Below are 21,802 nucleotides of genomic sequence, written 5' to 3' on the forward strand. Positions count from 1 at the left end.
GATATGGAAACACAAAAGTTTAGTTATGACAACAGTATTGTCCGTGCGTTCCTTTATGCGACCTTAGTTTTCGGTCTTATAGGATTTACGTTCGGGCTTACGGCGGCATTAATGCTTTTCTACCCGGAATTGCCGGAATTTTTATTCGGTACAGATGATACAACCATCAAGAGCCTTGCATCAGGCAATATTCAGGGGTTAATAAACACTCATGGTGCATTTGGTTTTGGTAGAATCAGAATGCTTCATACCAATACCGTGATCTGGGCATTTGTATGTAATATCGTTTATACCGGTATTTATTACTCATTGCAGAGATTATTAAAAACAAGAATGTACAGCGATACATTATCATGGTTACATTTCTGGACTTGGCAGTTTATGATCGTTGCTACGTTCGTTACGTTCTTTATGGGGATCAATACTTCAAAAGAATATGCTGAACACGAGTGGCCGATCGACATATTGATTGCATTCTCTTGGATTATTTTCGGAGCAAATATGTTCCTGACGATCGCAAAAAGAAGAGTAAGACACCTTTATGTAGCAATCTGGTTCTACATCGGAACGTGGATTGCGGTGGCAATGCTTCACATTTTCAACAACTTAGAAGTTCCCTTATCTTTTGCAGGCTGGAAATCCTATTCGGCATATGCAGGGGTAAAAGACGCTATTGTACAGTGGTGGTACGGTCACAATGCGGTGGCATTCGTACTGACGACTCCGGTTCTTGGTTTGATGTATTACTTCCTTCCGAAGGCAGCAGACAGACCGGTTTTCTCTTATAAACTGTCTATTATTCACTTCTGGTCATTAATTTTCGTATATATCTGGGCTGGTCCTCACCACCTTCAGTATACAGCTCTTCCTGCATGGGCGCAGGCTGTGGGAACCGGTTTCTCTATCATGCTTATCGCACCGTCTTGGGGAGGAATGTTGAACGGTCTTCTTACGCTTAGAGGAGCCTGGGATAAAGTAAGGGAAAACCCTATCCTTAAGTTCTTCGTGGTAGCTGTTACCTGCTATGGTATGGCAACATTTGAAGGACCGCTTTTAGCAACTAAAAACATCAACAAAATTGGTCACTTTACAGACTGGGTTATCGGTCACGTACATTTAGGAGCTCTTGGATGGAATGGTTTCATGGCATTCGGGGTTATCTATTACCTGGTACCCATTATGTGGAGAACAAAAATCTGGTCTGTAAAATTAGCTAACTGGCATTTCTGGTTAGGGACTTTAGGAATTATTTTCTATGCAGTACCAATGTATATTTCAGGATTTACACAAGGTTTAATGTGGAAGCAATTCAACCCGGACGGTACTTTGATGTACAAAAACTGGTTGGATACGGTAACTGCGATCATTCCTTACTTCAAAATGAGATTCTTAGGAGGTGCATTCTACATTTCCGGAGCTATCCTGATGATCGTTAACGTAATCGCTACAGTAAGAAAAGGTTCGTTCCAAAAAGAAGTTCCTGCTGAAGCACCTGCATTGGCCAACATCGGAAACAAACGTAAAGAAGGGGAAGGTACTCACTTATGGCTTGAAAGAATGCCTGTACTATTAGGTATTCTATCTTTCTTCACGATTTCCATCGGTAGTTCAGTTGAAATTATCCCTACCTTATCTCTTAAGAAAAGTGTACCTACGATTTCAGCAGTAAAACCATATTCACCACTTGAACTTGAAGGTAGAGATATTTATATCCGTGAAGGATGTAATGCCTGTCACTCTCAGATGATCAGACCTTTCCGTGATGAGATCACCAGATTCAACGGTAAGAACGGACAGTATTCCAAAGCGGGAGAATTCGTTTACGACAGACCTTTCTTATGGGGTTCTAAAAGAACAGGACCGGATTTGCACAGAGAAGGAGGAAAAAACCCAAGTTCTTGGCATTACAAGCACATGTATAACCCAAGATCTACCTCTGCAGGATCTATCATGCCTCGTTACCCTTGGTTAATTGCAACCAACCTGGACAGATCTAAGATGGTAGACAAAATGAAGCTGATGAAGAACACATTTGAGGTTCCTTACACCAAAGCTGAAATAGATTCTGCCAATACATGGGCAGACAACCAATCGAAGAAAATTGTAAAAGATATCTTCTCTGAAGCCAATGACCTTAAAGAGGCCTACGCTAAGAGACCTCAGGGAGAGCTTGAGAAAAAAGAGATTGTAGCTCTTATTTCTTTCCTTCAGAGATTAGGAACAGATATCAAGACGACAGAAATAAAAACAGCAAGTACTAACTAAACATTAAAAGGTTCACATGATTCCTCAGAACTTTAAAGATATATTATCCAATACAGAAAACGCTGGTCTTTACCAGACGCTGGCTCTGATTTTCTTTATGTTGTTCTTCGTAGCTCTTGTAGTGTATGTTTTTACCAGACCTAAAAAATATTACAAAGAGGAAGAAGAAGCTCCGCTTGGGGATGATGAGGATGACGATTTTAATTTAAAAAATTAAACTATTTATTATGAAACAAAGAACACCTGTTGTTGTAAACATCTTAATAATAACCGGACTTTTAATAGTTTTTTATTATTTGTTTGTACAGAGTTACTCGTTCCTAGCTTCACCTTATTTCTGGGGAACTGTGGTGATCAGTGCCATTTTGGCCTACATCCACAGCGCAATCGGAGATTTGATTGAAAACAATAAATTCAAAAAACTATCTCCGGAAGAAAAAGCAGCTTATCTGGCAGAAAAGAAAGTGCCTTTCTTAAGAAGAATGTATGACAGTGCATTCAAAAAACAGTCTGCTACAGAAGAAAAAGATATCCTTATCGATCATGGTTTTGATGGGATTATGGAATTAGACAATCAATTACCTAAATGGTGGGTAGGATTATTCTATTTTGGGACTGCTTTTTGTATTGTATATATTGCAGCTTACTCTTTCACAGATTTCGCGCACCCATTGAGCGAATACGAGCAGGAGTACAAGGAGCAGATGGCCAGCATTGCAGAATATGAAGCAAGCCAGCCTCCGGTAACTATAGAAACAGCAAAATATTCTGCTGACAATATCGCGGAAGGAAAAGAACTATTCAAAACCAACTGTGCATCTTGTCACAAAGAAGACGGAAGCGGTGGTATCGGTCCGAACCTTACGGATAACTACTGGATCAACCAGCCTGAGAAGACTTTATTCAAAAACGTTTTCCATATGGACTGGAATGGTTCTCCTACTAACCCTGCCATGAGACCATTCGGTAAAAACGGTGAGGTTTCAGGAGCAGAGATTGAAAAGATTGCAGCTTATGTATATCACATCAACCAGGAACAACCGCCAGTGACTCCGGCTCAGGGAGGAGCAGCTCCTCAGGGAACCGAAGCACATTGGGAAAAAGAATAATTTTAAAAAAATTAGAAACATATGAAAAAAACATAATTTGTTATTAGATTAAAATAGTAACGAATTATGTTTTTTCTTTTTTAAATATATTACAATATGTCAGACATAGAAGAAATAGAAGTACGCGGCGGACAGGGACAGGTTCTGGACCCTGAAACTTACAGAGATTCTATAGGGACAATGGAGCAATCCGGTAAGAGAAAATGGGTATTTCCAAGGAAACCAAAGGGGAAATACACCAACTATAGAAACATTGTAAGCTATATTTTACTTATTATTTACTTTACGGTGCCATTCCTGAAAATTAATGGCAATCCATTCTTTTTATTTAATGTTATTGATAGGGAGTTTTTCATTTTCGGACAGCCTTTCTATCCGCAAGACTTTTTTATCCTGACTTTAGGTGCCATCGCCTCTTTAATATTTATCATCATTTTTACGATTGCGTTCGGAAGAATTTTCTGCGGATGGATATGTCCTCAGACAATTTTTATGGAATCTATCTTCCGTAAAATTGAATATCTTATTGAAGGTGACCGAAACAAGCAAATGAAGCTGGACAGACAGGAGTGGAACAGTGAGAAGATCTGGAAACGAAGCCTTAAATGGACGGTTTATATCATTATTTCATTAATCATTACCCACTTTATGCTGATGTATATCGTAGGGTATAAAGAAATATTCAAAATTATATCAGAAGGGCCGTTTGCCCATCCTACCAATTTTATTGTAATGGTGCTTTTCACTGCTGCATTTTACTTTGTATTTGCATGGTTCAGAGAGCAGGTTTGTACCCTCGTTTGTCCATACGGAAGATTACAGGGAGTATTGATTGATAAAGATACCATCAATGTTTTTTACGATTTTAAAAGAGGCGAAAACAGATCAAAATGGAGAAAAGGAGAAGACCGTAAAGCAGCCGGAAAAGGTGACTGTATCGACTGCCATCAGTGCGTGGTGGTTTGTCCTACAGGAATTGACATCAGAGACGGGCAGCAGCTGGAATGCGTAAACTGTACCGCATGTATCGATGCGTGTGACGAGGTAATGGATAAAGTAGGTCTTCCGAAAGGTCTGATCAGATATGCATCCGAAAACGAAATTGAAAATCAAACTCAGTTTAAGTTCACAGGAAGAATGAAAGGCTTTGCTGTAGTTCTGGTTCTCTTGGTAGGATTCTTAGGATTCCTTCTTTACAACCGTGGTGAAATGGAAGCAAAATTCATTAAACCGGCAGGAAGCACATTCTTTATAAGAGACGGAAAAATTACCAACACTTACAATTACACTTTCCTGAACAAGACGAATGACAAGAAAATCGTTACGATAAAAGTTCTTGAACCTGCTCACGGGGAAATCACTTACAGTGCATCCAGCAAAATCCAGGTAGACAGGGACAAAATTTCGAAAGGAACCATCAACATCAGCTTCCCTGAGAATGACATGAAACTTTCAAAACAAAATATAACCATCGGCGTATATGATATGAAAGGTAAGCTTGTAGATTCTTACCAGACCTACTTCGAGGGGCCATTCAAACTGCAATTTTAATTTTAAGAAGAAATGAAAAACTTTAGTTGGGGACACGGTGTTGTAATTGCATTATTTGCATTCATTGTTTTCATATTATCCATGCTGTTTCTTTTCCCGAACGGGCAGAAGAATTCTGAAATGGTAACCGATAATTATTACGAAGAGGAGCTTAAATATCAGGATGTGATTGATGCTAAAAAAAGAGCAGACGACCTGCAGGAAAAGCCGGTATACAGCCAGGAGAAAAGCGGAATTAAAATCACCTTTCCAAAAGAATACAACAATACCAATACTACGGTAAAATTTGTTTTAAACAGAACCGACGACCAGAATTTAGATATCAAAAAATCTGTAAAGCTTGATGCTTCACAATCTTTTATAGTACCTGCACAGGTATTAAAAGTAGGAAATTATACTTTAAGACTGATGTGGACAAAAGACAAAACAGACTATAGAATGGATTATGATGTGATATGGAAATAGGGCTTATTTTATCGGCTATTGCATTGGGTTTTGCCTCCGGTTTTCACTGTATCGGAATGTGCGGGCCAATTGCCTTATCGATGGGATTGACTAAAAAGCAGGCTACGAATTTTTATATTCAGAATCTAACTTACCAATTCGGCAGGATAGTTACCTATTCACTGTTGGGTGCTATTCTGGGAATCGTAGGGGAAGGCTTTGAAATGGCAGGCTTTCAGCAGTATCTTACGATCATTGCCGGAATCCTTCTTATTATTATGGCTTTGTTTTCGTTTGGCGGAAAAGATTTCGCTTCCAGAATCCCTTTTCTTTCTAAATTCCTGTTTTCAGTAAAATCAAATTTAGGAAGATTACTTCAGAAAGCAGATTACCGCTCCAGATTTACAACCGGGCTTCTTAACGGATTCCTTCCATGCGGAATGGTTTATATGGCTCTTACGGCCAGCCTGGCAGCCGGAGGGGTATGGCAGGGAGCTTCATATATGGCCTTATTTGGTCTTGGCACCCTTCCTTTCATGTTTGCGGTAGTTTTAGCCGGAAACCTTATGAATCAGGCTTTCAGAATTAGAATCTTAAAAGCAGTTCCTGTTATTATGATTATTCTGGGCGGATTATTTATTCTGAGAGGCCTTGAACTGGGAATTCCTTATATCTCACCCAGAGCTGAAGCGATGACGATTTCCAAAGATCACAATGGGAACTGCCATATTGAAGGGCATGATCACAGCTCAAGCAATTGTCATTAATTTAACTAACCCATGAAAAATATTCTCTTTTTATTCATTGCAGCTGTATTTGGACTGCAGTCATGCACCATTAATTCTGAAATTGTGTATCATAAAGATGCTGCCTCTACCTCAGTTACAGACATTGATATGAAACAGTTTATGGCTGAAATGAAAGCTATGACCCCGGATTCTATGAAACAGAAAAATGAATTTGGAGAAATGGATAAACTGCCTACAGAGTGGACGAGCCTGCTTGATATGCAGCAAAAAGAAGGAAAACACCAGACAACCAATCCGGATTCCATCAGGATCATGAAAAAGATCTTCATGAAAATGAATAGGGAAAATAATGAGCCGGCCGGCCTTTCCTTAAAAATGGACCACTTTACCCAGGCGGACCATCAGATGCTGAAAAGCTATAACAAAAAGGAAAAACTTCCGCTGGATCAGAATATTTTCAATAACTGGGACGGAAAAACACTGACCATCAATACGGAAAATTTCAATCTTAAAAACATTGAAGAAACCCTTAAAAGCAAAGCTTCTAAAGACGAGGCTGAAAAAGTGGAAGGAATGGTTACCATGTTCTTTAAAAGCATAGGAACAACCCTGAAATTTGAAAACAAAATAAAATCCATCACCGGAAAACATGATTGGGTAAAACAAACCGATAATTATACGGTTAAAATTGATTACGACCTCAAAGCGATGTATGATAAGGAGACAAAACTAAGGAATGCCGATAAACAAATTATTATCGTTACAGAATAAAAAACAGGCTGAAATTTCAGTCCGTTTTCGGTTGGTATCTGTTTTGTAATACATAAGATAACACTAAAAAATTCAGTAATGATTAAACAGATAAATTTGATATGGGCCGCTATTCTTGTCATAGTTCTCCAGTCCTGCTCTATCAATACAGAAACTACCTATTACAAAGATGCTGCAACTAGTATGCAGTCGAATATCCTGATGGATAAAAGCGTAATGGGAATGATGAGCATGATGGGTTCTGATCCAAAGAAACTGAGCGACCTGGATAAGCTGCCTACTGACTGGACAAGTCTTTATAATGTTCAGAAGCACGGAAAAATAACTCTTAATGAGGACTCGGTGAAGGTGCTGAAAAAAGTCTACATGAAAGTTGATAAAGATAAAAACGAGATCGTTGGTCTTTCCCTCAAATATGATAAACTTATGCCTACGGAAATTACCCAGCTCCTGGCCAGCGACAAACGTCTGAAAAAAATTCCTTTGCAGGACATTGCCGTTTGGGACGGCAAATCACTGACGATTAATACTGATAAATTCAATTCCGATGGTATCCTTAAAATGCTGGAAGAAAAGGAAACGGAAGAAAAAACAGTTCCTAAAACCAAAAGCGATTCTATTGAGGCCTATGGCAAGCAGATGGCTTCCGGAATGGCAGGAATGCTGAGAATGTTCAATCTTACATTTTCCAATAGGCTTAAATTCCAGAAACCCATCAAAAGTATTGAAGGCAAACATGATTTCGTAAAACAGATCGACAACAAAACGGTTGAGATTGTCGTAAGATCCAATGATCTTGTAGATGGTAAAAACCTTGTTAATAAAGATAAAAAAGTAGTTATTACAACGGAATAGTTCCGGTTTAACAATACAAAAGAAAATCCCCTTTCGGTTTGAAAGGGGATTATTTATATAGAAATATAATCCTAGTTAATCAGATCGAATCTTGCATATTCTGCAATCTTCTTAGGAATCCTGATTCCTTCAGCGGTCTGGTTGTTTTCAAGCAATGCAGCCATAATCCTTGGAAGGGCCATTGCAGAACCGTTCAACGTATGAACCAACTGAGATTTCCCTTCTGTTTTGAAACGGCATTTCAGACGGTTCGCCTGAAAAGTTTCAAAATTAGATACAGAGCTTACTTCCAGCCACATTTCCTGAGCAGCACTCCATACTTCAAAATCGTAGGTCATTGCAGCTGCAAAACCTGTATCCCCACCGCAAAGTCTTAATACTCTGAATGGAAGTTCAAGATCTGTAAGGATTTCTTTGATATGTTCTACCATTTCCTCTAAAACCGCATATGAATTTTCCGGTTTTTCGATTCTTACGATCTCTACTTTTTCGAACTGGTGAAGACGGTTCAGACCTCTTACGTGAGCTCCGTAGCTTCCCGCCTCTCTTCTGTAGCACTGAGAGAAAGCTGTATTTTTAATAGGAAGATCCTTTTCCTCAAGCAATACATCGCGGTAAAGATTCGTTACCGGAACTTCAGCCGTTGGGATCAGATAAAGATCATCTAAACCAATGTGGTACATTTGTCCTTCTTTGTCAGGAAGCTGACCTGTGCCGTATCCTGAAGCTTCATTCACAACGTGGGGCGGATTCACCTCCATATAGCCTTTTTCAACATTCTTATCTAAGAAATACTGAACCAAAGCTCTCTGAAGTCTTGCTCCTTTTCCTAAATAAACAGGGAAACCTGCACCCGCAATCTTTACCCCAAGTTCAAAATCGATCAGGTTATATTTTTTGGCCAGCTCCCAGTGAGGAATAGCTCCTTCTCCAAGGCCTTCCACATCGTGAGACTGGTAAATATTTTCATTATCTTCTGCAGAAGCCCCGCTTTTTACCGCTTCATACGGAATATTCGGAATCTGGTATAATATATCCAGTAAAGCTTTCTCCGCTACATCCAGTTGGGACTGCAATTCTTTACTCGATTCTTTAAATTGTGCTGTTTTAGATTTTGCAGACTCCGCTTCTTCTTTTTTTCCTTCTTTCATCAAAAGCCCAATTTCTTTGGAAATTTTGTTGATCTCGGAAAGCTGGGAATCTAATTCAAACTGGATTCTTTTTCTTTCGTCGTCGGTAGCAATAGCATCGTCTACCAACCCAAGATTCTTGAATTGTCTTTTTTGAAGACCTTCTAAAACGCGCTCTTTATTGTCGCGCAAAAAATTGACTTGTAACATTGTATTGAGATGTTAAATATTAGATGTTAAACTTAAATACTAAGCTAACAGTTTTGCAAATTTAAATTATTTTATGATAGTAACGGTATTTATAGCATTGGGTGCATCGGCAGCTTTGGTAAATACAACCTGATTATTATAAAGAACTTCAGAAACCTGAAATACCGAAGGTGTCCAGCGGTATCTGATCTCCATAGAATCAATAGTGGTTTCAACAACATTATTGACTGTCCTTCTTAATGCAAATGCCATCTTGGAGTGGTAAGTTCTGTTATCAGGCCCCAGCGAATCCATAGTCATTCTTTTAGCCCCTCTTATATACTCAAAGTAATATAGGGAATCTGTGGTCACTTTAAGGGGTACAGATACCGGAGACACATCTGTAGCACCAAAAGCATCATTCACTGCATAGGAAGAATAGGAGCCGTTCTTTTTGGCATTCAGAAGATCCTGGCCCGCACTGTTTTTTATATAAATGTTCAGGATCTGGTCGATTCTCTGTAAAGAATCTTCATCGCTTCCGCATGAAACTGTTAAAAACAGGAGGGCTATAAGTTGAAATAGTAAAATATGATTGAGCTTGAATTTCATCTTCCGTTAATTTTCAATAATCTTTTTTATGCAAATGTATAATTATATATTTGTTCTCGTAATATTTTACCATGTTTTTAAACAAACTCAAAAGATTAAACAGCAGCCACATCACCACCATCTTTAAGGGAAACTTTATTTCTAAATTCGTTTTGGTGATCGGAGGGCTCTTGCTGGCAAAATATTACGGATCCTCAGAATACGGTATTTTCAGCATTTACCTGAGCATCATGACTATTTTTAGTGTGATACTTAGTCTTGCACAGGAGCACATGATCATGCTGGAAGGTAATGAACAGGATGTGAATAATAATTTTAGTTCCGCCGGAATTATTTCAGTAACCATTATGCTTCTGGCGTTTCTGCTCGTATTTATTCCTTTTGACATTCCGAAGCATATTTTATTTCTGGGGATATTTACAGGCTTTATCTATTTATTCACGAACAATGCAAAGTTTCTTTTAGCCAAAAAAAAATTATTCAAGCTGGTATCGGTACTAACTATTATAGATTCTGTGGTAAGTTTTCTGTTTCAGGTTTTATTTGTGTTTATCAAGATAGAAAACGGGCTTGTTATCGGTAGTCTGATAGGATATATTGCTGCTTTTCTTGCCGCTTTATACTATTCAAGGAAATATTTTGTAAGACCTGATTTCAAAAGATATATTGCCAATGCGAAAAAAAGACCGGAGCTTTTTAAATATTCTTATCCATCAACGCTGATCAATGCTTTAGGCAATAATATTATGCCGATTCTGATATCGTTATATTTTGCAGACTCGTTGTTGGGAGAATATTCTTTAGCGGTAAAAATAATGTCTGTTCCGCTTCTTCTGATCTCTTCTTCCATTGCAACGGTTTACTATCCGAAAGCGGCAGAAATCAATAACAGCGGTAGAAGCAGAAATGAACTGTTTGCCTACACTAAGAAAATGAGCCTGATGAATTTCTATATCATTTTTGCACTTTATGTACTCATTAATATAGTCGGGATTCCTGTTCTGAAAATGTTCTTCAATAAAAACTGGGAGCATCTTGGGCTTTTTATTTTCCTGATGTCCTTCGGATATCTTACCCGAAGCCTGATTAATCCTATTTCAGATATTCTTACGATCCTGAAACGTAATAATGTAGCCCTGGTTTTCAATATTTATCTTTTCCTGGCTAATATTGCCGCGATTTTCATTGGAAAAGAAATGGGAATCAGCTATCTGGTGGGGATTTTTTCGGGTTTCTTGTTTATCGGTTATGGATTTTTGTATTTTTACATCATGTTTATTCTGAAGAAAAATGAATCCTATTAAAAAATTTATTGAATACCAGATTTTCCATAGAATTAATAATTTTTTCTATCCCGAATATTACCGTCAGAAATATGACTATATGCTTCCTCATGTCCTCTTTTTCCATTATCTGGTTCCTCAAAAAATTTTAAGGATCAACGGGAAAGTTCCGTGGCCTGTTCACTTTACCTCAGTGATCAGAAATCACCCGAAAATTCAAAAGGGGATTCTTTGTGATCCCGGGGATAATCCCAATATTTATATCCAGGCTAATAATGGCATCATTATCGGAAATAATGTAGGTTTCGGGGCAGGAACTTCGCTGATTTCTGCCAACCATAATCACAACGATCACAGTATCCATGATGAATGCGGCCCGATCGTTATTGGAAACAATGTTTTTGTAGGAACTAATTCGGTAATCCTTCCCGGAGTAAAAATAGGAGACAATGTGGTCATCGGGGCAGGTTCTATTGTGGCTAAAGATATCCCGTCCAACTCAATTGCCGTGGGAAATCCTTGTAAAGTTATCAAACAAAAAGAACCTTACATTGAAGACTTTACAAAGACTGTTTTCAACAGAAAACTGCCTGAAGGCTTCAATCTAAAGTTCTGATTGGTTGTTTTTTATACCAGTTTAAGCTATTCCTGCAGCCCAGCTTTTTTCTAAAGGAAGTAAAAAGTGACTTAAAAAGTCCAGGTAAGTATTTTTAGAAAAGTCAAAGACCTGAATATCTTTTGGAAGCTCACCGTTTCTCAGTTGAGATTTAAATTCCTGAAGTTTCAGTGTTTTTACCTGTCCGTCCTGCACAAAGCTGGCTTTCATCCTGTCGAAAAGTCCAAGCTGATATTCTTCGTCAATCTCACGCATTACTTTTCCTAAAGCATCTATGCTGCATCCTGATGCCATTTCTTTTTCTTCATCCACACATACTATGATAAACTGATTTTTTTCAATTTTAAAGGATGAATCGAGTGGCTTGCCATGGGCAGCCCAGGTTGCAAGGAAATCAAACAGTTTTTCGGTGATCAGTTTGGCCTCTTTGGTTTCAAAAGGTCTGGATGCCGGGTATATAATGACTCTGTAGTCGCTGGTTTCTACTATATTGGATTCTTCAATTTTCATATCCTGTCGGTTTTAAAGTATAAAATTAAGAAATATTCCTGAGTTTATGATAAAGAAAAACCCAGACCAAAGCCTGAGTTTTTCTTTATTTTTAATGTAGATTTTACAAATCTTCTGCTTCGGCAAGAAGTTCTACAATATCTTTTACGGCTACTTCTGTGTTCTTATTAAAGTGTTTTACACCATCCGTCATCATCGTATTACAGAAAGGACATCCTGTAGCGATCACTTTAGGCTCAAAAGATAATGCTTCTTCTGTTCTTTCGATATTGATGTCTTTATTTCCTTTCTCCGGTTCTTTAAACATCTGTGCACCTCCTGCTCCACAGCATAAACCATTGGTTTTGCAGCGTTTCATTTCCACAAGTTCTGCATCCAGTTTTTCAAGAAGCATTCTTGGAGCTTCATATTCGTCGTTGGCTCTTCCTAGGTAGCAAGGATCATGGAAAGTGATCTTTTTTCCTCTGAAAGCACCACCCTCTATCTTCAATCTTCCTTCTTCCATTAAGGATTTAAGGAACTGGGTATGATGTACCACATCAAAATGTCCTCCTAAACTAGGATATTCATTTTTAAGGGTATTAAAACAGTGAGGACATGCAGTAACGATCTTTTTCACTTCGTAAGCATTCAGGACCTCAATATTGGTAAGAGCCATCATCTGAAAAACAAATTCGTTCCCGGCTCTTTTTGCAGGGTCCCCGGTACAGCTTTCTTCCTGTCCCAGAACGGCAAATTCAACTCCTATCTTATTTAATATCTTGCAAAATGCTTTTGTAATTTTTTTGGCGCGGTCGTCAAAACTTCCGGCACATCCAACCCAAAATAAAACTTCCGGGGCTTTTCCTTCGGCAGCATATTCTGCCATTGTTTTTATATTGAAATCCATTCTTTTCAATTTGAAAATGTGAGAATTTGGAAATTTGAAAATGAATTAAAAGTATAAATTTTCAAATTCTCAAATTGATTAATTATCTAATTTTCATTGGCCCAATTCAGACGGTCTGCCTGGTTATACTGCCACGGAGCAGCATTGTTTTCCACATTCGTCATCATAAGATTCAGTTCCTGAGGCGCAGCAGACTGTTCCATTACGAGGAATCTTCTCATTTCGAAAATAATAGAGAGGGGATCAAGCAATACCGGACATGCTTCTGTACATGCATTACATGTAGTACACGCCCAAAGTTCTTCTTTGGTAATATAATCGTTCAGAAGTTTTTTACCGTCATCTACGAATTTTCCGTTTTTGTCGATATTTCTTCCTACTTCTTCCAGCCTGTCTCTTGTTTTCATCAGGATGAGTCTCGGAGAGAGTTTTTTGCCTGTGATATTGGCAGGGCATACCGAAGTACATCTTCCACACTCTGTACAGGAATAAGCATTAAGTAACTGTACCTGATTAAGATCGAATATATCTTCTGCACCAAATTTAGAAGGAACATCTGCTTCAGCTCCTTCAGCCGGCGCCGCATAAGGGTCAGCATTGGGATCCATCATCAGTTTGATCTCTTTAGTTACAGATTCAAGGTTATTGAATTTTCCTTTTTTATCCAGGTTTGCATACCAGGTACTTGGAAATGCAAGGATGATGTGCAAATGTTTTGAGTAATAAAGATAATTCATGAAGAAAAGAATTCCTACAAAGTGGAACCACCATGCACTTCTTTCAACAAAAATCAGAAAGCCATTGTCAAAACTGAATACTTCCAGGAATGGAACAAAAAGCATCTGGCTAATTGGAAAAGAACCTATATGATGAAAACCTTCTGCATTTCTTGCCTGTAAAACAGATTCTGAAGCATTCATGCTAAAGAACGCTACCATCAGGGCAAATTCTATGATCAGAATCCAGTTGGCATCGTTTTTAGGCCAGCCAAAAAGTTCTTTCATATTAAGTCTTTTTACGCCATAGAAATTTCTTCTGATAAAGAAAATAACCACTCCAATAATTACTAAAAGAGCCAGTACTTCCAATGTTGCCGTAAAGAAACTGTAGAAAGTATCTCCGAAAATGGAAGCCAGGAATCTGTGGGTTCCAAAAATTCCGTCAACAATAATTTCTATCAGTTCAATATTGATAATAACAAAACCTACGTATACAAAAAGGTGAAGAATACCTGCTACAGGACGTTTTCCCATTTTGCTCTGACCCATTGCCACTGTGGCCATGGTTTCCCAGCGCTCGGCTTTCCTGTCGCTTCTGTTGATTTCTCTTCCTAACCTGATATTTCTGTAGATCTTTTGCAGGCTTTTTGCAAACAGCCCGAATCCTGCAATTAATAAGATCAGAAAAATAATGTTATCGATGTATTGCATAAGGTGATTAGTCTTTATTGTTCTTACCGAAAACAGAGAAATTGATGTATCTCTTTGGGTTTGCTTTCATGTCTTCAATCAATGAATTCAGATTAGTGGAAGCAGAATTCAGGTTGTTGTAAAGCTGCTCGTCCTTCATTAGTTTTCCTAAACTTCCCTGTCCGTTGTCTACTCCTGCTATTACCTGGTTAAGTTTTCCTACCGTAGCGTCTAAACTTGCGATGGTTGCATTAAGTTTTTTAGTATCAATGCTTTCAGCAAGGTTACCGTATTTATCTAATGTTACTTTTCCGCTCTGCATGGTAAGACTGGCATCATCAAGTACTTTTTGTAATTTAGGATCGTTATGTCCTACAAGGGTATTTACGCTTCCTGCTGTCGTTTGTAAAGCACCTACTGTTTTGTTAAGATTGGCTAATAATGCTTTGATTTCTGCTCTGTTTTGCCCATCCACCAATTGATTGGCATTGGCCATCAGTGAGTCTACACGGTGTAAAACAGTTTGCAGCTGATCTTTAACCGGACCTACCTGAGAAGAAAGGCTTCCCAAAGTCCCCAGTTTGAAAGCGCCCTGTAATGTATCTCCATCTTTTGCAGTAGGACCTCCATACATAAGGTTTACTCTCATTTCTTTTCCTGACATCAGGCCAGGTTCAAAGATTTCAAGGGTTGAATTTTTGGAAAACTCAAATTTGTCGTCCACTGTAATTTTTACCACAAAACTGATCTTTCCGTCTTTGGCTGTTTTGGGAATGATCTTATCAACCTGCCCTACTTTCAGACCATTGATGGAAACTGCGGATGACTGCGCGAGCCCCTCCACATTATCGTATTTTGCATAAAATATATTATCAGTAGTAAAAAGACTTCTGCCTTTCATGAATTGAAACAACAGGACAAAGCCTACAATAGCTAAAAGTGCAATCACACCAGCTTTTAATTCTTTACTCAACTTCACTTGCTAAATTTTTTCTAATGAGCAAATATAACACATTTTAAATTAATCTTTTTCTTTATTGTTCTGCGTTAAATACAAAAAGCGGCAGAAAATTCTGCCGCTTTTATATCTGTAAAAATTAATTTCTTATTGTTGCTGATTTCCCAGCTTGTTCCAGATCTCGATTCTGTAATCTTTGATATCTGCATTGTCCTGAAGACTCTTCATCCAAGCCTGCCCGAACATTCCTGCATTTCTCTGGGTAATAGATTCTGTAAACTGCTTAAGGTCACCCGGCTGCTTGTTGACAGTTTCTGATTTTTTGATTAAAACATAAACTCCTGTACCTCCTTCGATAGGGTTGGAAAGCTTTCCTTTGGCAACACCAAAAGCAGCTCCTGCAACTTTAGGTTCCATAGCCCCTGCTACTGAAGGATTAAGCATATTAACCTGAGCAGCCTGTTTTGTTGAAGCAAACATTTTAGCAATCTGGTCTAAACTTGAAGCTTTAGCACCGGCAATTTTATCAGAGATCTGTTTTGCTGCCAGTTTATTTTTAACAATCACTTCAATCTGATCTCTTACAGATTCAGGATCTGCAAGTCCTGCTTCCTGTTTTCCGTTAAGATAAGCTACAATTTTATCTCCTGTCCCTTCTACGGTAAAGAATTCAGTATCTCCTTTTGATCTTTTCTTATCGAAAGCCCAAGCCAGGATTTCTGCGTCTTTATCTGTACCAAGTCCCTGAAGCTGACCGTCGAATCTTTTGGCTGTTTTAGGATTGGAGAATTGATAGTTTCCTTTTTTAGCAATGTTCACGAAATCGTTGAAAGATTTCCCCTGAACCTGCTGGATGAATCTTCTTGCTTTTTTATCAGATTCAGCTTCTGTAGCATCTGAAGGTTTCACTTCTTTTACAAGGTTAGCTACCTTATAGCTCATAGCTCCGGCTTTTTTATCTTCAATATTGATGATATGGTATCCGAACTGTGTCTCTACCACTCCTGTAGCTCCCTTAGGATTATTTGCAAGATAGGTAAGGAACTCAGGAACGAAAGGTGTTTCCGGAGTAGTCCATCCTAAGCTTCCACCTTGTGCTGCAGAATTAGGGTCATTAGAAAGTTTCAGGAACTCTGTAAACCTTGCAGGGGTAGCTTTTACAATAGCACCGATAGAATCTGCCAGTTTTTTAGCCTGTTCCTTGGATCTTCTCACTCCTTCTCCTGCAGGGCTTCCTTTGAAAGCAATCAGGATATGTCTTGATAATGTAGAATCTGAAGTCTTTTTATCTAAAAGTTTTGAAACCACATAGAAATTCTGCTCTTTGTAAGGTCCGAAAGTCTGTCCTATAGCTGCAGTAGTAATCTGTCCTTTAATAGTCTGAGGCAATTGGGCAGGTGATAAATACTGATTGTTAAACGGCATATCAGAATTGGCCATTACGAACATGGAGTCGTTCTTTGTGTTCTGGAAGTTTTCTGTACCTCCGCTTGCATCCGTACCTGCTGAGAAAAGTTTATTGATCTCCTTCTGAGTTGCTGCATCATCTGCAGGGCTAGGTGTAGAAGGGAAATATACAATTCCGATGTTTCTGCTAGGTTCAGCTTTAAACATCACAGGATGTTGCTTGATATAATTTTCAAGGTCTGCCGTTGTCACATTAATCTTCGTTTTCTGAAGGTAAGCTGCATAATCGATCTTTACAAAATCGATATCGGCTAACTGGTCTCTCTGCTTCATCAGCTCTTCAGCTTCTTTCTTACCGGTAGTGATTCCTGCAGAAATATTAGTGAACACCTGTCTTGCCATCAATCTGTACTCTACAGTTTTTCTGGTTTTCAACCACTGGTTGTACCCTTCAGGGTTGGTGCTCTTTAATGTTTCAATTTCTTTTTTAAGCTCTTGAGTTTTAAAATTTCCTTTCTCATCAAAGAACTGTTTGTTCTGGGCAAACATCTGATCATACTGGATTTGACTCCAGAAATAATCATCTGTCATTTCAAAGCCTAATTTTTCAAACTGCTGCTTGATAAGTTTAGATTGTACAAGTAACTGCCAAGCCTGCTCTTCAAGTCCCGTTTTTGGACGGCCTTGCTGTTCAGCCTGCTGTTGCAGTACGAAAAGCTGATCATTGTACTCTTCGCGGGTGATTTTCTCACCATTTACTTTTCCTAAAACATCAGGATTTTTTCCAAAAACCTTGTCGATACTATCGGGGTTTACCAAAAACGCTAAAAGCGCCAATGCAATCACTCCCATCAAAAGCCAAGGCTTACTCCTAATCTGTCCTAAAATTGCCATTTTATATATTATAGTTTTTTATCAGTTTGCGAAAATACACATTTTTAAGAAATTAGAGAAGCGGAAGTTCTTTATTTTAATTTTTAAAATGAAAGATTATTAAAAAAAGGAAATTTTGGCCATATTTTTTAGCAAAAAACAAATGGCATAGGTATTGTGCCATTTAGAGAACTATAATATGCCACACGTTTTCAGCGCATATTGTAAGATTTCATTTTAACGATTTAAAACGAAAATGACAATTTGTCATTTTATATAAGTATGACAGAATTTGAAGATATGAGTTTAGAGGAAATGATCGGCGATGGATTTGACATTGTAGCGGAAGAGATCAATCTTTCAGACTTTTCGGAAACTGATAAGAATTCCGAACAGAGAATATTCCCTATACTTCCTGTAAGAAATATGGTCATGTTTCCCAACGTGGTAATTCCTATTACTGCCGGAAGAAAAACATCGATACAGCTTCTTGAAGAGGCACAGAAAAATGGCGATTTCATAGGAATCGTAAGCCAGAAAAATTCAGATCTGGAACAGCCGGGCGAGAAAGATATGTACCAGACTGGTACGCTTGCCAAGATCATCAAGATCATTAAGCTTCCTGAAGGCAATATTACTGCTATTACCAAAGGTTTCCACAGATTCAAAATAAAAAAGATCGTAGAAAACCAGCCTTATTTTAAAGCGGAGATCAGCAAACTAAAAGATTCGCAGCCAAAAAATAAGGAAGAATATGAAGCTTTGCTTGAAAATATCAAAGAATTAGCTTTGAAAATCATTGAGCTTGACCCTAATATTCCCAATGCAGCAAATTTTGCGATCAAGAATATCAACAATAATGATGATCTTTTGAATTTCATCTGTACCAATGCCAGCTTCCCTTCGCCGGCAAAGCAAAAGCTGCTTGAAGAGAAGAGCCTTATGGAACGGGCCAACAAGTGCTATGAAATGATGCATGAAGATTTCAGAAAACTGGAATTAAGAAACCAGATTCATCAGAAAACTTCAAAAGACCTTGATAAGCAGCAGAGAGAATACTTCCTGAACCAGCAGATCAGAACCATCCAGGATGAGCTTGGAGGCGGTCCGGAAAGTGATGTGGAAGATCTTATCAATAAAGCAAAAACGAAAAAATGGAGCCAGGAAGTGGAAGACCATTTCCAGAAAGAGATCAACAGACTGCAGCGCCAGAATCCCAATGCTCCGGATTACAATGTTCAGAGAAATTATCTCGATTTCTTTACAGATCTTCCATGGGAAACCTATACAAAAGATGTCTTTGATATTGCCAAAGCTGAAAAAATATTAGATAAGGCGCATTTCGGACTTGAAGACATCAAAAAAAGAATTCTGGAACACATGGCTGTTTTAAAATTAAAAAACAACATGAAATCCCCTATTCTATTGCTTGTAGGGCCTCCGGGAGTAGGAAAAACTTCTTTAGGAAAATCTGTAGCTGATGCACTGGGAAGAAAATATGTAAGATTATCCCTTGGCGGACTTCATGACGAAAGTGAAATCCGCGGGCACAGAAAAACGTATATTGGCGCAATGGCCGGGAGAATCCTGCAGTCTATTAAGAAGTCCGGCACTTCCAATCCTGTGATCGTTCTTGATGAAATCGACAAGATCGGGCAAGGACTTCATGGTGATCCAAGCTCCGCTCTTTTGGAAGTTCTTGATCCTGAACAGAATAAAGCTTTTTATGACAATTTCCTGGAAATGGGTTATGACTTGTCTAAAGTGATGTTTATTGCAACCGCCAATTCACTTTCCACGATCCAGACTCCTCTTCTGGACAGAACGGAGATCATTCAGATTGCCGGATATACCATGGAGGAAAAAACGGAAATCGCAAAAAGGCACCTTATTAAAAAACAGCAGGAAGAAAACGGTCTGGATGCAAAATCATTCAAACTTGGAAATCCTGAGCTTAAACATATTATTGAAGCACACACTTCAGAAAGCGGAGTAAGAACGTTGGAAAAAAGGATTGCTTCCATTGCAAGATGGGTTGCTCTTCAGACTGCTTTAATGAAAGAATACGATCCAAAAATCACCGTTGAAAAAATAGATGAGATTCTTGGCGTTCCAAGACCGAAAAGCCTATCTGAAATTACCGGAGTTCCCGGTGTTGTAACAGGGTTGGCCTGGACCAGCGTGGGTGGAGATATTTTATACATTGAAAGCATCTTAAGCAACGGAAAAGGAAGCCTTACGATGACCGGAAACCTGGGGACTGTAATGAAAGAATCTGCCACCATTGCATTAGAATATATTAAAGCAAAACATGATGAACTGGGGATCAGCCAGGAAGATATTGAAAAGAAAAACATCCACGTCCACGTTCCGGAAGGGGCAACACCAAAAGATGGACCGTCGGCCGGTATTGCCATGCTGACCTCAATGGTTTCATCATTTAAGAATAAAAAAGTAAAACCTCATCTTGCGATGACGGGAGAAATAACTTTAAGAGGAAAAGTACTTCCTGTAGGCGGGATCAAAGAAAAGCTTCTAGCTGCTACCAGAGCAGGAATCAAAGAAGTAATTCTATGCGAAGCTAACAGAAAAGATGTGGAGGAGATTAAAAAGGATTATCTGAAAAACCTGACGGTACATTATGTAAACAGAATGGAAGAGGTCATCAACTTTGCCATTGAAAAATAATAACATATCAACTCTCAATAAGGAAACGCGTCTCAGATTTTTTGGGACGCGTTTTTTATATTCAATTTCAATCTATAGGTTTCAATAATTGCAATTATTAAGAAACATATACCACACCGCTGGGTTACGGCATTTGTTTTGTTAAAAGAATTATGTTAATTAAACCAAAAAGGCCTTTCAAATGGAAGGGTTTTCTTATTTTTATACAACAGATTTGAAAAAAATATGAATTTTCTTAGGCTCCCTTTTCTTGTTAATCTAACGCTTGTAGTAATTTCCATCATTGGCTTGGGATATCTTCTGGCGCTTGGACAGAGTATCTTAGCCCCTTTTTTTCTGGCCTTTTTAATGGCAATGCTGTTTCTGCCTGCTGCCACTTTTATGGAAAGAAGGCTGAGATTTCCAAGGTCTATATCTACAATGACTTCAGTATTCATCATGCTGGCCATTTTATCGGGGCTTATCTATTTTTTCGGGTCACAGCTTTCCGATTTCAGTAAAGATCTTCCCCATCTCAGGGAACAGATGACCACTGTTTTCAGCAATCTGCAGCATTGGATCTCGAAAACTTTCAATGTGAAAATAGATGAGCAGCTTGATTATATCAATCAGGGGCTCAATAAATTACTATCCTCTTCAGGAGTAATCCTTGGCTTTACTTTCGGAATATTTTCGAGCGGTTTTGGCTTCATTGTATTTTTTACGCTGTTTTTTATTTTTATCCTGAACTACAGAAGAGTTCTCAATAACTTCATTGTAACTGTTTTTAATGAAAAACATAAAGCAAGTGTACAGGAAGTGGTTACCGAAATCCGGGTGATGACGAAGAAATATATTTTCGGACTTTGCCTGCAGGTTCTGATTGTATCCGTTCTTTGCTCCATACTCCTTACCGTTCTTGGGGTAAAATACGCCATACTTCTGGCTGTTCTTACAGGTTTACTGAATGTAATTCCTTACCTGGGAATCTGTATTTCCCTTCTGATATCATGTTTCATTGCTTTTGCAACCGGTACGCCTTCCACCTGCATCTATGTAGCTATCGGGTATATTGGTGTACATATTATTGACGGAAATATTGTGCTGCCGTTTGTTGTAGGCTCAAAAGTAAAGATCAATGCTTTATTTTCTTTTATCGGTATTATTTTAGGGGAACATCTTTGGGGAATTGCAGGTATGTTTCTCTGTATTCCGGCTATTGCCATCATTAAAATTATTTTTGAAAGAGTAGATGGTTTAAAACCATGGGGTAAACTGCTCGGTGAAGAGGAAAAGCCTGATAAAAAGAAGAAAAGCTATAAAATTTCTAAGAATATTACCATTAAGGAAATGGACTGATCAGTCAGTAATAGGTAATAAGCAATTAGTAATGAAATACATTTGAATAATTTTTATCAGTTACCATTATCACCTTAAACTTTCACGATTCAATTTTTGAAGATTTTCAGCAAAATACATTATGTAATTCATAACAGAATAACCTATGAATCATAT

19 protein-coding genes are annotated in these 21,802 nt (G+C 38.3%); 12 read left to right on the forward strand and 7 right to left on the reverse strand.

Annotated elements, in window-relative coordinates; all coding sequences use genetic code 11:
* Window positions 1-3 precede the first annotated feature (3 nt).
* From ccoN to ACM40_RS00525, 8 genes are all read left to right on the forward strand, one after another.
* The gene (ccoN, locus tag ACM40_RS00490; protein WP_048500920.1) at window positions 4-2,265 is read left to right on the forward strand and encodes a cytochrome-c oxidase, cbb3-type subunit I; all 2,262 of its coding nucleotides are present in this window, start codon (window positions 4-6) and stop codon (window positions 2,263-2,265) included.
* 16 nt (window positions 2,266-2,281) lie between these two features.
* Window positions 2,282-2,482: a cbb3-type cytochrome c oxidase subunit 3 gene (locus tag ACM40_RS00495; protein ID WP_048500921.1), complete on the forward strand. Its 201-nt coding sequence runs from the start codon at window positions 2,282-2,284 to the stop codon at window positions 2,480-2,482.
* A 10-nt stretch (window positions 2,483-2,492) separates the two neighbouring features.
* On the forward strand, window positions 2,493-3,374 hold the full coding sequence (locus ACM40_RS00500) for a cbb3-type cytochrome c oxidase N-terminal domain-containing protein (protein WP_048500922.1): 882 nt from the start codon (window positions 2,493-2,495) through the stop codon (window positions 3,372-3,374).
* A gap of 96 nt (window positions 3,375-3,470) precedes the next feature.
* Window positions 3,471-4,925 (forward strand): cytochrome c oxidase accessory protein CcoG, encoded by a 1,455-nt coding sequence (gene ccoG / locus ACM40_RS00505; RefSeq protein WP_048500923.1) that lies wholly within the window; start codon window positions 3,471-3,473, stop codon window positions 4,923-4,925.
* Between the two features lie 12 nt (window positions 4,926-4,937).
* Entirely contained in the window at window positions 4,938-5,390 is a 453-nt protein-coding gene (locus tag ACM40_RS00510) for a FixH family protein (protein WP_048500924.1), read from the forward strand.
* Window positions 5,381-6,136, forward strand: coding sequence for a sulfite exporter TauE/SafE family protein (locus tag ACM40_RS00515; protein WP_048500925.1), 756 nt, complete (start codon window positions 5,381-5,383; stop codon window positions 6,134-6,136). The genes ACM40_RS00510 and ACM40_RS00515 overlap by 10 nt, the downstream gene beginning before the upstream one ends.
* A 12-nt stretch (window positions 6,137-6,148) precedes the next feature.
* The gene (locus ACM40_RS00520) at window positions 6,149-6,889 is read left to right on the forward strand and encodes a hypothetical protein (RefSeq protein ID WP_048500926.1); all 741 of its coding nucleotides are present in this window, start codon (window positions 6,149-6,151) and stop codon (window positions 6,887-6,889) included.
* Window positions 6,890-6,967: 78 nt separating this feature from the next.
* Window positions 6,968-7,744, forward strand: a complete 777-nt coding sequence (locus ACM40_RS00525) for a hypothetical protein (RefSeq protein WP_048500927.1) — start codon at window positions 6,968-6,970, stop codon at window positions 7,742-7,744.
* A gap of 71 nt (window positions 7,745-7,815) precedes the next feature.
* Here the strand turns inward: ACM40_RS00525 and serS are convergent, their stop codons facing one another.
* Window positions 7,816-9,084 carry a serine--tRNA ligase gene (gene serS / locus ACM40_RS00530; protein WP_048500928.1) on the reverse strand — a complete coding sequence of 423 codons (1,269 nt, stop codon included), beginning with the start codon at window positions 9,082-9,084 and terminating at the stop codon, window positions 7,816-7,818.
* Between the two features lie 66 nt (window positions 9,085-9,150).
* Complete coding sequence (locus tag ACM40_RS00535) at window positions 9,151-9,675, reverse strand: hypothetical protein (protein ID WP_048500929.1); 525 nt, start codon at window positions 9,673-9,675, stop codon at window positions 9,151-9,153.
* Window positions 9,676-9,746: 71 nt separating this feature from the next.
* Here ACM40_RS00535 and ACM40_RS00540 point away from each other — a divergent pair, with 71 nt between their 5' ends.
* Window positions 9,747-10,979, forward strand: coding sequence for an oligosaccharide flippase family protein (locus tag ACM40_RS00540; protein ID WP_048500930.1), 1,233 nt, complete (start codon window positions 9,747-9,749; stop codon window positions 10,977-10,979).
* A complete protein-coding gene (locus tag ACM40_RS20120) occupies window positions 10,966-11,574 on the forward strand; it encodes an acyltransferase (RefSeq protein WP_053077078.1) in 609 nt (202 codons plus the stop codon). Before ACM40_RS00540 ends, ACM40_RS20120 begins: the two co-directional genes overlap by 14 nt.
* Window positions 11,575-11,595: 21 nt before the next feature.
* Here ACM40_RS20120 and ACM40_RS00550 read toward each other — a convergent pair whose 3' ends face one another.
* From ACM40_RS00550 to ACM40_RS00570, 5 genes are all read right to left on the reverse strand, one after another.
* Window positions 11,596-12,084 (reverse strand): hypothetical protein, encoded by a 489-nt coding sequence (locus ACM40_RS00550; protein ID WP_048500931.1) that lies wholly within the window; start codon window positions 12,082-12,084, stop codon window positions 11,596-11,598.
* 103 nt (window positions 12,085-12,187) lie between these two features.
* Window positions 12,188-12,973, reverse strand: a complete 786-nt coding sequence (locus tag ACM40_RS00555; RefSeq protein ID WP_048500932.1) for a (Fe-S)-binding protein — start codon at window positions 12,971-12,973, stop codon at window positions 12,188-12,190.
* Window positions 12,974-13,059: 86 nt separating this feature from the next.
* Entirely contained in the window at window positions 13,060-14,403 is a 1,344-nt protein-coding gene (locus ACM40_RS00560) for a (Fe-S)-binding protein (RefSeq protein ID WP_048500933.1), read from the reverse strand.
* A 7-nt stretch (window positions 14,404-14,410) separates the two neighbouring features.
* Window positions 14,411-15,361, reverse strand: a complete 951-nt coding sequence (locus ACM40_RS00565; protein WP_048500934.1) for an MlaD family protein — start codon at window positions 15,359-15,361, stop codon at window positions 14,411-14,413.
* 126 nt (window positions 15,362-15,487) lie between these two features.
* Window positions 15,488-17,641, reverse strand: a complete 2,154-nt coding sequence (locus ACM40_RS00570) for a SurA N-terminal domain-containing protein (protein ID WP_048500935.1) — start codon at window positions 17,639-17,641, stop codon at window positions 15,488-15,490.
* A 261-nt stretch (window positions 17,642-17,902) separates the two neighbouring features.
* Between ACM40_RS00570 and lon the strand changes: the two genes are divergently transcribed.
* Together lon and ACM40_RS00580 are read left to right on the forward strand one after the other, a co-directional pair.
* A complete protein-coding gene (gene lon / locus ACM40_RS00575; RefSeq protein WP_048500936.1) occupies window positions 17,903-20,308 on the forward strand; it encodes an endopeptidase La in 2,406 nt (801 codons plus the stop codon).
* 225 nt (window positions 20,309-20,533) lie between these two features.
* Window positions 20,534-21,646, forward strand: coding sequence for an AI-2E family transporter (locus ACM40_RS00580; RefSeq protein ID WP_048500937.1), 1,113 nt, complete (start codon window positions 20,534-20,536; stop codon window positions 21,644-21,646).
* The last annotated feature ends 156 nt before the right edge of the window (window positions 21,647-21,802 follow it).

The organism is Chryseobacterium sp. BLS98 (assembly GCF_001045445.1).
Taxonomy (GTDB): Bacteria; Bacteroidota; Bacteroidia; order Flavobacteriales; family Weeksellaceae; genus Chryseobacterium.